This window comes from Myxosarcina sp. GI1(2024) (assembly GCF_053543375.1).
The window spans coordinates 469,469-482,082 of sequence record NZ_JBKGTY010000001.1; the positions used below are offsets into that span (position 1 = coordinate 469,469).

Sequence of the window (12,614 nt, forward strand, 5' to 3'; positions counted from 1 at the left end):
AATTTGGCTTGGGGAATTGAACTCCAAAAGTAACTTTCACCAGACCGCTTTCGAGGTCTTCTCGATTAAACACAGCTACTTCTAAACCCTCGCAAAAGAGTTTTACTTGTTTGTCGAGAACCCAGCGATAAACTGGCTCGGGGTACCCACAAGCGACAAAAATGTTGTAGAGCGCCTTGGTATTCATCTCGACGTATAAATCAGGTTGGTCTACTAAAAGCTGATTGATATATGGATACTTATCGAACTTAAAACAAATCCTTGGTAAATATTCCATAGTTAGATTTTGGAAGGTCGCGGAAATCTTACCTCATTTAAACCGGTTAAATCACTCCGTATAACTACGGAAATTAGTGATTTTTTAGGGCTCGCACCTATAAAACATCCAGGTAGAATCTTCTTAAGCGAGTCTAAAAGAAGATCGAAGCAGCTTCAGGGACAACCTGGAGCTTTATATAAAAGCTACTCGAGTTAATCCCGAGTAGCTTTCTTGGCTAATTCTATTTGGTTGGTCAATTGTTTGGTTAGTTTTTTAGGGTTCACAATTGTGGAGACAATATCTTCGCCATCAGTAAGTGGAACATCTGGTTGTGGAGGATTTTGATTATTTTAGGAATTGGTTCTTCGCATTTGTTTTGAGCTTTGAGTGCAATATGGTGTATGTAGTCAAATGCTTCAGTCTTATAATCTTTGGACATAGTTTATTCTTATTCAGTAGTTAAATGTTTACCCATATATGTTTCCCCCAAATCTTAATGATTTTACAATTTGGATAAAAAGACTTGCTGTATTTGTCAAGTAGAAAATAATCCCTTATATAGGGTTTGCTGAATAAGTTTGAATAGTTGAGCTAAAGAAGGTTACAAGGATTTTTGGTGCAGAAAAAAGTGAGGAGAAAAGGGCGAAAAAGCCTTAAAACTCGTAAAAGACCCTTGCACTTTGTATTCCATCAGCAAGAACAAATGTACCGTAAATCTGACCAGTCGCTCATTACTCCAGAAAAATTTGAATTACCTTTTGAGCAGGGTAATCGCAGCTATTTTGTATAAATTGTACTTGACAAAATAAAGATACTGTATAGAGACTGATACTGCTGATTAACTTAACATCGAAGCTTAAAATGCTATAAACACGTTAGATATCCAACGATTTTGTTGGCTTTGACGTGTCTTTTGTAACGTTCGTCAGCAGTATCAGTTATTCGCACAACATCGAGAGTTGGCGATTGCGCGTAGCGCACTGGCAGAGCCAATCGCCGTCGAATTAGCCGATGAGTTTTTACAACTGCTGCGTCAGCAACAAGCAGATGGTTTTGAGTCTTGGCTGATGAAAGCACTGACAAGTTCGCTTCAACTCTTTCAAACGTTTGCCGAAGGACTTGTTGATGATTATGCTGCCGTCAAGGCGAGTATGATGTTAAAGGTGAGTAACGGTCCAGTCGAAGGATTGAACAATCGATTAAAGATGCTAAAGCGGCAAATGTATGGACGAGCTGGTTTAGAGTTACTCAGCAAACGCTTCATCATGGCTCAATAGTCCTGGCTGGCATTATCGCGATCGCACCTAGATCGCCAAAAGTTCGCAAGAACCCAAGGTAGTTGACATTTAATAGTTGGTGTGTTAAATGGGCAATAAACTACAGTTAAATCTCAAGGAGTTATAAAAATGCCAAGTCAAAATATAGATTCGATTAAAGGTATCTTTCAAAGTCGTCTAACGACTCTAGAACACCTCTTAAAATCGGCTCAGTCTCATTTCAGTGGTAGTGAGTCGTTTCTCCAGAAGCGGATTATAGCTGATATGCTTCCCCTTGGTACACAGATTGCTTTTACCTGCAATCAACCACGCAACTTGGCTTTGTGGTGCGACGGCAAACCAATGGATAATCTAGATCCAGAAGTCACATCTCTTACCCTGGCATACGAACATATAGCAAATACTCAAGGACTTCTTTCGGGCATTAAAGTCGAAGATGAAAAGCTAAATGAGGTTACGCGCATCGACATACAGGATCTCTACATCGAGATGTCTGGTAACGCCTATGTAAATGACTTTCTGATTCCAAACTTCTACTTTCACCTAGTCACGACTTACGACATTCTTCGCATGGCAGGTGTATCCATTGGAAAACGAGATTACATGATGCACCTGGTGCCACTTATTAAGAAGGCATGAGGCATGAATCGTATAGTTAGTAGAAAAACAAACTTGTATTTACAGGATCTAGCTTTGCTACTCAAACAACATAATATTATTCTCATAACGAACTTTTTGAATTGGAGAAAGCGATGCCGTTTATACTTACTGCTGGCGAGTTTGTCCCCGATGCTGGCAGACCCGATGGAGATTCGATAAGGTTTCGTCCTGACAATCCGACTCCTCTTTTTTTGTTGCCTCGACGTGGGCGACCACCAAGAGTCAATTCACAGAATGGTACCATTCAACTACGATATGAAGGAATCGACACAATGGAGTCGAGGGCGGCCGCTCCTTTTTCTTCCAATGCTACATCCAGTAATCTCGAACTATGTGGCGTTCCCAGCGGTACTGGTACAGCACGTGGTCACATTTTAAGTACACAAATCGGGCCTAACGGCAGACCTATATGCTTCGTTTATGCTGGTAATGCGACAGAGCAAGACGGTGCTAGCATCTTCCTTGATGTTGACCGCATGAAAGAGAGTGTCAACTTTAAGCAGTTGTCTAGAGGTCATGCGTACCCTCTGTTCTACGATACACTGTTTTTCGATCTCCGCAGAGCAATGGCAGACGAAGCTGTGAGTGCTCGTGCTAGCGGTAAAAATGTTTGGTCTGAGGATGCGACCAATACCGGGGCGACCTATTCAGGACGAAATTCTCTAGAAACAATGCCGCCAATCTTTCCAAAGCTCTGGCGACGACTCGATACGTACAGTCGGGATTCGGATGTCGCAAACCCAGAAAGTCTCAACGAGTTCATAGGATATTTAAACTCTCTGCGCGAAGAACGAGTATTCATCGTTTCCGAAGGTAAAAGCACGGGATTTGATGACCTTATCGAAGTGAATGGAGACAAAATCAGAATGACTACTCTGCCAGAAGACATAATCATTGTATCGGTTTGACCGTGTGAAGCGTCAAGATAGTGCTAGAACAATTTGCAATAGAACTAGTCATTATTTGTTACTTCTTAAAACGGACAATCTTCTTATGATTTCTCTACCAAATAAGCATACTAAAATTCAGTATCCTGACGTGCTTTTTCCACATATTCTTCTGGAATAAAGCCGTGAACAATTAAGCCATCGTGTTGGTCTGAAATTACCCGATAAGTGCACTATGGTTCGCTTTTGGAAACCAAGTAAGCCTACTAATAAACTGCACTTCTTGACCCTGTAAAAGATGGCTAGCTAATTTCCTATATTTGGATACCTGAGTTTTAAATACTCTAGAGAGCCATATAATTCAGCGCTGCTGGCTCCAGGTTTAGTAGCCAAAACCCCAGTAAGTCTTCAAACCTATGATGAGACCGCCAACGGCATTCCGGTTACGGCTCAGTATCCTAAGACAATGGAGGTATTTAGCACTGGCAGTAGTGAAGGTGTCGGAGTATTTTTTACTTTTAAACCACAAAGTACTCTAATGGACAGAGCTGAAGTTCATATTTTCCTTCCAGATGGAACTAATACGGTCGCTGAATTAGAGGCATTTGTAACTGGTTCTGGCGGTTTAATCGAAAACAATGGCTGATGCTTACTGGTCTGATGCCAAGACAGTGCTTGACAGCTTGGAATTTAATGCTGAGCTGCTTTTTATCTCTCAATCACCTGAAGGAGAGTAGGAAAGAATACATTTAGGTAGCTGATATGAGAAGCAAAGACAAACGTCGAGGATACTTTTACCGGCTGTTCTCCGACGAAATCTTTATTGCTGAGTTTGAACTGATTTGCAGCCGTTTAACTTAGCACGAACTCTCGAATAAATATATTAAAGATCATCAGTTTAAAGGTTCAAAACGAGCTTGAAAAAATCGTAAATACTTTGGCTCGTAGACCATTTTCAAACCTTGAGTTTGCTCGCGGGTACTATACACTGTCTTAACTGCTTCAGCAACTACGTCCATGTGCGCCTGAGTGTAGACTCGTCGGGGAATTGCTAGGCGCGTCAATTCTAAAGCTGGTTGGCGATTGTCGCCAGTTTGAGGCTCGCGTCCGGCACTAACAATACCTCGTTCCATAGCCCTAACCCCTGAATCCAAGTAGAGTTGAGCAGCTAAGGTTTGGGCAGGAAATCTTTCTTGGGGAATATGCGGATAGAACTTCTTGGCATCCAGGAAAATTGCATGACCACCTATAGGCTGAACAATCGGTATTTGCCAAGAGTTTAGTATATCCCCTAAATATCGCACTTGCCCAATGCGAGCTCTTATATAATCTTCATTGACCGACTCAGTGATGCCGATTGCTAAAGCTTCCATATCCCGTCCCGCCATCCCTCCGTATGTATGCAGCCCTTCATAGACAACAACTAGATTACGAAGAGTTTCAAACAGCTCGCTATCATTGACCGCTAACCAACCGCCGATATTAACTAAGCTATCTTTTTTGGCACTCATCCAAGCACCATCAGTATAACTACAAAACTCCTTAAGAATCTCAGCAATCGACTTCTCGCTATAGCCTTCTTCCCGTTCTTGAATAAAAAAGGCATTTTCAACCATACGGGTAGCATCCAGATAGATCGAGATTCCATAGCGAGTGCACAGTTCTCGTAATGCCTTGAGGTTAGCCATACTCACTGGCTGTCCACCAGCCATATTGACTGTTCCGGCTAAACTGATATAGGCAATATTTTCAGCGCCTACTCTCGCAATTAATTGCTCTAATTTAATTAAATCTATGTTGCCCTTGAAAGGATGTAGATTGCTAGGAGCGTGAGCCTCTTCAATAATCACATCGACAAAACTTGCCCCAGCTAGTTCTTGGTGCAGGCGTGTGGTAGTAAAATACATGTTACCAGGAATATATTGACCTGGTTGGATTACAGCTTTACTGATTAGGTGTTCAGCTCCCCGCCCTTGATGAGTAGGCACTACGTAGCGGTAGCCATAGTAGTTTTGCACTGCCGCTTCTAGATGATAGAAGTTGCTACTGCCAGCATAAGCTTCATCACCTAAAATCATACCAGCCCATTGATTAGTACTCATGGCACTCGTACCGCTATCAGTAAGGAGATCTATGTAAACTTCTTCCGAGCGTAAGAGGAAAGTATTGTAGCCAGCAGTAGCCAAAGCTTGTTCTCGTTGTTTTCGGCTGCAAATGCGTAACGGTTCTACCATCTTAATTTTCCAAGGTTCGGCCCAGGAACGACGGCCAAACTGCTCACCCATTGTTTTGAAGATTGAATCGCTCATGCTCTTGCACCCGTAATTGATTGAATTTTATCCCAATTTTTCAAGATGGCGTAAGGCTAATATTAATTCACTAAATGAACGCTATACATTTTACCTAACTACATACAGCTAAGTTTGAAGCCGATCTAAACAAAGCACTAACACCTTTTTAAACAAAGTAAAGCCCGCAATTGGAAAGTAAAGCCCGCAATTGGCGGGCACTCCCTAACAAGGAAACGATACGATCGATTTAACTAGCAAGATTAAACTCAAGATTAAACGAAGACTAAGACTATGAAAACTCAAGATCGATTTAGATAAAAATCATCCTCCCAATTGGCTTGAATGGCTTGAACCAACACGAGGAGCTAATAAGTGAAAAAGCTAAAAGGAAAAAACCAATGAGATGACCTACCAATCAGTTTGACCAGTTCAGATTTCTACTATCACTCAACTCAATGCAAATAGTCATCAGTGAAAACTACTTATTTTTTTATAAAGAACTACTATATATTCTATTTATCTTAGGATTTTAGCTGATAAATTTATCAATTTAATAGCTGCATAATACCTAAAGCATCTATCAAATGAAAGATTTAATACTCAATAAATATCTTTTAATAAAAATTAACTAATCAAAAGTTTTAAATTACATTTGAATTAACTAGAAAGTCTATCTGAGTAACTAAAGAAATTTTTGACTTCAAACAATAAGTTTTAGCTTTTCGTTCGCTGACTTTGGAACCTAGAAAAAACAACTTGAACAATTAAAGCGATGGTGAAGGGAAGATTTTGTAATTCCACTCACCATGAAAAAGCTCTCTCTCTATCTCAATTGAATCGAACTGTTGGTCACTAACTTTAATCCCAGTCGGGTATTGACCTTCATCTAAAGCTGCATTGACCTTTAGTCCTGTATGAGTAGTAGTGTTCGAAATTAAATCGTATATTTCGGTTCCTAACTTGACGATGCTGTTTGTAGATTTATTAAAGATATCGTCAAGTCAAACTCATAATGAATATGATGATTATAGAAACTCATAACAACTTTAATTTAGTACAGTTTTATAACTAAAGATTTGGTATCTCTTACATGCATTCGGCAGTAGCTAGGTTAGGACTTACTTTTTTCTAGTTGGTGATGAGCATCTTTTTTATCCTCTCGACCGCTAGATAGCCCAAATGGTATGAGGAATTGCTGGAAAAAATCTCTGTAGAGCGATCGAGAAGAGCCAAGAAAAGTTTTTCGCTCTAAGGAGAAAATCAATGACAAGTACTATTCAGCCAACAAAGAGATATGTTTTTGCAGAAGAAGATAAAAGGTTGACATCATATCCAACTCGGATTGACATTCCCCAGCAGGTTAGAACTCAAATAGGCGAGATTCTTAACCAGACGCTAGCAGATACGCTCGACCTAAAAATGCAGTTCAAGCAGGCGCATTGGAATGTCAAAGGCATGAATTTCTATCAGTTACATCAACTATTCGAGGAAATTGCTATTAAACTTGAAGAATACATCGATCTAGTAGCTGAAAGAGCTACAGCTTTAGGTTTAGTAGCAGTAGGAACGGTTCGTAATGCAGCTCAAAAGTCTAGAATTCCAGAATATTCCCTGAAAGTTTCCGATGGTAAAGATCATTTAACCGAGTTAGCACAGCGTTTAGCAGTCTATGCCAAGTCAGTAAGAACGGCGAGCGCGCAAACCTCCGATTTAGGAGATAGAGATACATCAGATATTTACACAGAAATATCTCGTACTGCGGATAAATATCTCTGGTATTTAGAAGCACATCTGCAAAAGCATTGCCTATTCGAAGGATAAGTAATAAAAAGACTATATTTTGGTAATTTCACTCATTTTTGATGTTTATAGCTGGTAAAAAGTGTACAACGCCGACAAGAAAACTAAAGCTTCTACATCCTTACAATCATTAGAGGATGCTTTAACTCTGTGTCGAACTTCGGGGATACGAATTAGCAAACAGCGTTATCGAGTTTTAGAATTACTGTGGCAGACAGACGAACATCTTTCAGCTAAAGAAATTTATGTTCGTCTCAATCAACATTCTTCGGCTGTAAGCCTAACGGCGATTTACCAAAATATAGCTGCGTTATCCGCTCTAGGCTTGCTAGAAAGTATTCCCAGTTCAAAGGGACATTTATATAGCAAAGTAGGTGATTCTCACGCTCACGTGAAATGTTTGGACACGGAAAAAATTCTGGATGTTAAGGTCAATTTACCCAAATCTTCAATCGACAAGGTCATGCAGGAAGTAGAGCAACAGACTGGTATTCAAATTGTGGACTACCGGCTTGATTTTTTCGGCTATCAAAAATCTTAGAACCAGAGCTTCAGTTCTCTAAAAGGCAACGATCCAATTTAAAAATTCAATTGCTAGAGATTGTCATCAGCATGGCTATGCCGACTGACTCGATCGAGTTCAGTTTCAAACATAAAAGACAAATTATTCTAAGCAGGACTTACGCAGTTGAACGAAATTTCGTTATTTGAGCAATGAGTTCTCAACGGTAAATCAAGCTTGACAATGCTGAAGTGGGTAAGTCCTGTCTAAGCAAAAAATTACAGCTAGGAGTTACGAGATTTATTTAAATGGAGAAAATTATGAGTAGCGAAGGTAAATGCCCGTTTATCCACGGCGGGTCTCAGAAATTTACAGCAGGCGGTGGCACCTCAAACCGAGACTGGTGGCCGAATCAGTTGAACCTGAGGATACTCCACCAGCACTCGCCTCAGTCCAATCCCATGGGTGAGTCGTTCAATTACGCTGAGGAGTTTAAGAGCCTTGACTTAGCTGCCCTAAGGGCAGACCTATTAGAGCTAATGACCATGTCACAAGACTGGTGGCCAGCCGACTACGGACACTACGGACCGCTCTTTATTCGGATGGCTTGGCACAGTGCAGGCACCTACCGCATTGGTGACGGTCGCGGCGGCGCGGGTTCCGGTAGCCAGCGGTTTGAACCCCTCAACAGCTGGCCCGACAATGCCAACCTCGACAAGGCGCGCATGTTGCTGTGGCCAATTAAAAAGAAATACGGCAAGAAGATCTCGTGGGCCGACCTTATTGTCTTCGCAGGTAACTGCGCTCTAGAGTCAATGGGCTTCAAAACCATTGGCTTCGCTGGTGGGCGCGAGGATGTCTGGGAGTCGGAAGAAGACATCTACTGGGGTTCTGAAAAAACCTGGCTCGGCAACGAGCGTTACAGTGGCGACCGCGTGCTTCAGAACCCTCTTGCCGCCGTTCAGATGGGACTAATTTACGTGAACCCAGAAGGACCAGATGGCGAGCCAGATCCGATTGGCGCAGGACGCGATATTCGGGAAACCTTTGGTCGGATGGCGATGAACGATGAGGAAACCGTCGCCCTCACCGCTGGTGGGCATACTTTCGGCAAATGTCATGGTGCGGGCGATGCGGCGCACGTAGGAGCCGATCCAGGGGGTGCGAGCATCGTGGAGCAGGGACTCGGCTGGAAGAGCACCTTCAACACTGGTGTAGGTGTTGATGCGATTACCAGCGGTATCGAAGGTGCCTGGACCCCCACGCCGACGAAGTGGGACAACAGCTATCTCGAAACCCTGTTCAAATATGACTGGGAGCTAACCAAGAGTCCCGCTGGCGCATGGCAATGGAAGCCCAAAGACGGGGCTGGCGCGGATACGGTGCCCGACGCGCACGATCCGTCGAAACGGCACGCCCCGATGATGACCACGGCGGATATGGCCATGAAGATGGATCCCATCTACGAGCCAATCGCGCGGCGTTACCACGATAATCCAGATGAGTTTGCCGAAGCCTTCGCCAAGGCTTGGTTCAAACTGATCCATCGCGACATGGGACCGCGAGCGCGCTATCTCGGTCCAGAGGTTCCCGAAGAAGAGTTCTTGTGGCAAGACCCCATCCCCGCAGTCAATCATGAATTAATCGATGAGCAAGACATTGCCGATCTCAAGAACAAAATTCTCGCTTCGGGGCTGTCAGTGTCCCAACTTGTTTCGACTGCATGGGCGTCGGCAGTGACCTTCCGTGGCTCTGACATGCGCGGTGGAGCGAATGGGGGACGTCTTCGTCTCGCACCACAAAAGGATTGGGAAGTCAATCAGCCGGAGCAGCTAGCAACTGTGCTGCAAACTTTAGAGAAGATTCAAAAAGAGTTTAACGACTCGCAGTCTGGCGGAAAACGGGTTTCGCTCGCCGATCTGATAGTTCTGGGCGGTTGCACGGGCGTCGAACAAGCGTCTAAAAAAGCCGGATACGATATTACAGTTCCCTTTAGACCGGGACGTATGGATGCCTCACAAGAGCAGACAGATGTGGAATCTTTCGCCGTCCTCGAACCCACCGCAGACGGGTTCCGCAACTACCTTAGAGGAGAACATACCTTATCGGCAGAGGAGCTGCTGGTGGATCGGGCGCAGTTGCTGACGCTGACTGCCCCTGAGATGACGGTGCTCATTGGTGGTATGCGTGTCCTGGGTGCGAACTTTGGAGGATCTCAGCATGGTGTCTTCACCAAGCAACCAGAGACTTTGACCAATGACTTCTTCTTGAACCTGCTCGATCTGGGCACGACGTGGAAGGCAGTCTCTGACGGGGAATACGTGTTCGAGGGAAGTGATCGTCAAACAGGCGCTCTCAAGTGGACCGGCACCCGTGTTGACCTCATTTTCGGTTCAAACTCTCAGCTGCGAGCGATCGCGGAAGTCTACGGCTGTGAAGACTCGCAGCAGAAATTCGTGCATGACTTTGTAGCAGCGTGGGATAAGGTGATGAACCTCGATCGCTTCGACCTGAAACACTCGGTTTTGAGTAGCTAAATTCAGTAAGGGTTATCCTGCTGGTAGGCTGAAGTCTTTGCTTCAGCCTCTTCGGCGTTTGCGTAGCAAGCGAACCAAGAATAACGCGCTTGCCGTCCAATTTATTTTTCAATCGTCGCCAATTTCAAGCCAACCGGGGAGGGGGGCTATCACTAGCTTATTATTCTGTCCTTGGGCCACAAATCAATTTTTAAGTTCTATCTGCGATTTTGACCGACTTTCTCCTGCTAAAAAAGCTAAGGAGAAAAAGCGACGTAATATTGCTAAAGCCTCTCGTAAACGCAATCGGCAGAAGCGTAAGTGAGCCAGAATACTGTTCTTTTAGTCAAAAACTTCTAAAGTAAAAAGTAGAACAACACTCAATCTTGTATGACTAAACCAGCAGGCGATCATGAAGATTAAATATTTAATTAGTATTAATGGAGCTATCCTGATGGTTTACTACACTCCGGGAAAATGCTACCAATATGCCCTGGCTTTCTGTGATGGTTCAATCTATCAACCAAGCGAGCTGTATTACACGTCCCTAAAGCTCTTGAAGTAGGCAAAAAAGCAATTAGAATTATCAGCGACTATCGGTAATTTAAAGTCAAGCATTTTCTGCCTAAAACTTTTTTCTTTTAATCCGAGAATGTGCTAAAAATTAGATGCAGTTTCTTCCAGGACTGTCCTTGACAAATCGATGATGGAAGTAGACTTAATTCCTCTATCCCAACTGCCCTCGCGTTACGGCATCGCTCGTTCCAACCTTTATAACCGACTTAAGGACTTAAAGATTGAATCGGTCAAACAAGGTCGCAAAGCTTTTATTACCTCTGCCCAATTACAGTTACTCGATGGATTACACGCTCACCTCAAAAGAGGAGGAACCACCAATGAGTTTCTCGAACTTCGAGATTCTAATTCTCATTTAATAACTACAACAACTACCGAACTATCTGAGGATAATCCAAGAGATACAGCTTACAAAGACGAACCGACAATTTCGCTTCAACCTTCGGTATTAGTAAATGTAATTGAAGCGGTGGTTAAAAGGTTAGTTCCTAGCAACTGCAGTCGCTTGAATTATTTAAGAGAATTAGAAGAAGCTTATGAGAAAGGCTGGCTACTTTCGACCAAAGAAGTAGCCGAGCTCTTGGGACTAAATCAGAAGACCATTACCAACTACGGAGAAGAATTTACTGATGCGGGGTTTATCTTTGCCCGAGCGGGAACCAGAAAAGGTGGCGAAATAGCTTGGTCAATCGATAAAGAAACTAGCTGGACCGAAGCCAATTATTTATCAACTAAGGGAGTTAAACAAGCTTTTTCTGATGCTTACGATCCTTAGAGCCAAATCATTATCAAAAATAAGTAAAAGTTGACTTCTTGGCGATTAGATAAAGAACTAAATAATAGAGCTTTAAGATTAGATTTAGCCTATTGTGACTGGAATCCTAGCCCTTTTATAATTAGCTGTTAAACATCATGTCCAACAATCTTTGAGTAGATGCTTACTAGTTATTCTAATCCTCAAGATCGAACACTGCTTTGTGCTTATATCAATCTTACTTCTCAGATTCAAGTCGCCAAAATTCCAGAGAATCCTAAGTTCGAAAAGGTCATTTTTCCCTACGAAAAACTGTTATTTGATGCTCCTAAAACAAGTGAATTAAAAATCTTTATTCAAATAGCTGGCGAGACATCCTTGTTCGCTTCAATTCCTTGTCAACAATTGCAAAGCCATGCGCCAATTAAATCCAATCTTTAAGACACAAGAAAACTATTTTCTGTATCTTTAACTACTTTTAACCTCGCTTTTTATCAAGAGCGGATAACATAAGCTTAGTAGTTGTTTTTTACTTAATCCAGCAGCAGCAATTATGAGCACTCAAGATGAAACTCGCAAATTAATGGCCAAAGAAAGACAGCACAGAGAACATTTGAAAGATAATATGTTAGGCCGTGCCGTCGAAGAAGTTGAAACTCAGATGAAAGAAATAACCGACGAGCAAGCTGGAGAATCAGTAGCTCGCGAACGGCAACATGACAAACACCTTAAAGAAAATATGTCCAGTCGTGCGACAGAAGAAATTAGTAAGTAGAGCTTTAGCCTAGTTATTAATATATTTGCCTACAAGTCTCAAGTTTGGACTAGATAATGGGTTTTTTCCATCGAGACTTGGCAATTTACTCATAGTTGAGCTGGTCTACGCTCCAATCTCAGCTTAGATTGGAATTAGAATCTTATCGTTCTCGATCGCCAAAGCATTTAATCAAAGTACAAGTTAAGCAATCGGAGAGCAATCATAACTATAAATGTTGTTTCTGTCGTCATTTTCAGTTAGAAGGTCATCGTTGGGGACACTGTGAAATCTTAAATGTCGAAGTTAAAGGCAATTGTCCTGCTTGTTCGATAGCC

At 42.5% G+C, this 12,614-nt stretch carries 10 protein-coding genes and 3 pseudogenes; 11 read left to right on the plus strand and 2 right to left on the minus strand.

From position 1 onward, the window contains the following. Positions 1-1,254: 1,254 nt before the first annotated feature. The 4 genes and pseudogenes from ACLFKQ_RS02315 to ACLFKQ_RS02330 all read left to right on the plus strand — a co-directional run. Positions 1,255-1,536, plus strand: a pseudogene (locus tag ACLFKQ_RS02315) (transposase); the annotation flags it as partial. Between the two features lie 129 nt (positions 1,537-1,665). After that, complete coding sequence (locus ACLFKQ_RS02320) at positions 1,666-2,175, plus strand: DUF1993 domain-containing protein (RefSeq protein WP_448998300.1); 510 nt, start codon at positions 1,666-1,668, stop codon at positions 2,173-2,175. 113 nt (positions 2,176-2,288) lie between these two features. After that, positions 2,289-3,104, plus strand: a complete 816-nt coding sequence (locus tag ACLFKQ_RS02325) for a hypothetical protein (RefSeq protein ID WP_448998301.1) — start codon at positions 2,289-2,291, stop codon at positions 3,102-3,104. 445 nt (positions 3,105-3,549) lie between these two features. Then, the gene (locus tag ACLFKQ_RS02330; RefSeq protein ID WP_448998302.1) at positions 3,550-3,729 is read left to right on the plus strand and encodes a hypothetical protein; all 180 of its coding nucleotides are present in this window, start codon (positions 3,550-3,552) and stop codon (positions 3,727-3,729) included. Between the two features lie 247 nt (positions 3,730-3,976). Here ACLFKQ_RS02330 and ACLFKQ_RS02335 read toward each other — a convergent pair whose 3' ends face one another. Together ACLFKQ_RS02335 and ACLFKQ_RS02340 are read right to left on the minus strand one after the other, a co-directional pair. Next, a complete protein-coding gene (locus ACLFKQ_RS02335) occupies positions 3,977-5,392 on the minus strand; it encodes a tyrosine phenol-lyase (RefSeq protein ID WP_448998303.1) in 1,416 nt (471 codons plus the stop codon). Between the two features lie 746 nt (positions 5,393-6,138). Next, a pseudogene (locus ACLFKQ_RS02340) lies at positions 6,139-6,321 on the minus strand (ISAzo13-like element transposase-related protein); the annotation flags it as partial. A gap of 316 nt (positions 6,322-6,637) precedes the next feature. On the opposite strand from ACLFKQ_RS02340, the gene dps reads away from it, so the two are divergent. The 7 genes and pseudogenes from dps to ACLFKQ_RS02375 all read left to right on the plus strand — a co-directional run. Continuing rightward, positions 6,638-7,195 (plus strand): DNA starvation/stationary phase protection protein Dps, encoded by a 558-nt coding sequence (dps, locus tag ACLFKQ_RS02345; RefSeq protein ID WP_448998304.1) that lies wholly within the window; start codon positions 6,638-6,640, stop codon positions 7,193-7,195. Positions 7,196-7,256: 61 nt separating this feature from the next. Beyond that, positions 7,257-7,715: a Fur family transcriptional regulator gene (locus ACLFKQ_RS02350; protein ID WP_448998305.1), complete on the plus strand. Its 459-nt coding sequence runs from the start codon at positions 7,257-7,259 to the stop codon at positions 7,713-7,715. A gap of 281 nt (positions 7,716-7,996) precedes the next feature. Beyond that, the gene (gene katG, locus ACLFKQ_RS02355) at positions 7,997-10,213 is read left to right on the plus strand and encodes a catalase/peroxidase HPI (protein WP_448998306.1); all 2,217 of its coding nucleotides are present in this window, start codon (positions 7,997-7,999) and stop codon (positions 10,211-10,213) included. Between the two features lie 685 nt (positions 10,214-10,898). Beyond that, positions 10,899-11,543 carry a hypothetical protein gene (locus ACLFKQ_RS02360; RefSeq protein WP_448999436.1) on the plus strand — a complete coding sequence of 215 codons (645 nt, stop codon included), beginning with the start codon at positions 10,899-10,901 and terminating at the stop codon, positions 11,541-11,543. Positions 11,544-11,702: 159 nt separating this feature from the next. Beyond that, the gene (locus tag ACLFKQ_RS02365; protein ID WP_448998307.1) at positions 11,703-11,963 is read left to right on the plus strand and encodes a DUF1830 domain-containing protein; all 261 of its coding nucleotides are present in this window, start codon (positions 11,703-11,705) and stop codon (positions 11,961-11,963) included. A 112-nt stretch (positions 11,964-12,075) separates the two neighbouring features. Then, positions 12,076-12,297 carry a hypothetical protein gene (locus ACLFKQ_RS02370; RefSeq protein WP_448998308.1) on the plus strand — a complete coding sequence of 74 codons (222 nt, stop codon included), beginning with the start codon at positions 12,076-12,078 and terminating at the stop codon, positions 12,295-12,297. Between the two features lie 128 nt (positions 12,298-12,425). Next, positions 12,426-12,614 (plus strand): annotated as a pseudogene (locus ACLFKQ_RS02375) (hypothetical protein); the annotation flags it as partial.

What these genes read in the sequence shown, in the direction of transcription:
- ACLFKQ_RS02370 (WP_448998308.1), top strand. Translation starts at nt 12,076, where the DNA reads ATGAGCACTCAAGATGAAACTCGCAAATTAATGGCCAAAGAAAGACAG.
- ACLFKQ_RS02335 (WP_448998303.1), bottom strand. Translation starts at nt 5,392, where the DNA reads ATGAGCGATTCAATCTTCAAAACAATGGGTGAGCAGTTTGGCCGTCGT.
- ACLFKQ_RS02360 (WP_448999436.1), top strand. Translation starts at nt 10,899, where the DNA reads ATGGAAGTAGACTTAATTCCTCTATCCCAACTGCCCTCGCGTTACGGC.
- katG (WP_448998306.1), top strand. Translation starts at nt 7,997, where the DNA reads ATGAGTAGCGAAGGTAAATGCCCGTTTATCCACGGCGGGTCTCAGAAA.
- ACLFKQ_RS02320 (WP_448998300.1), top strand. Translation starts at nt 1,666, where the DNA reads ATGCCAAGTCAAAATATAGATTCGATTAAAGGTATCTTTCAAAGTCGT.
- ACLFKQ_RS02330 (WP_448998302.1), top strand. Translation starts at nt 3,550, where the DNA reads ATGGAGGTATTTAGCACTGGCAGTAGTGAAGGTGTCGGAGTATTTTTT.
- dps (WP_448998304.1), top strand. Translation starts at nt 6,638, where the DNA reads ATGACAAGTACTATTCAGCCAACAAAGAGATATGTTTTTGCAGAAGAA.
- ACLFKQ_RS02365 (WP_448998307.1), top strand. Translation starts at nt 11,703, where the DNA reads ATGCTTACTAGTTATTCTAATCCTCAAGATCGAACACTGCTTTGTGCT.
- ACLFKQ_RS02325 (WP_448998301.1), top strand. Translation starts at nt 2,289, where the DNA reads ATGCCGTTTATACTTACTGCTGGCGAGTTTGTCCCCGATGCTGGCAGA.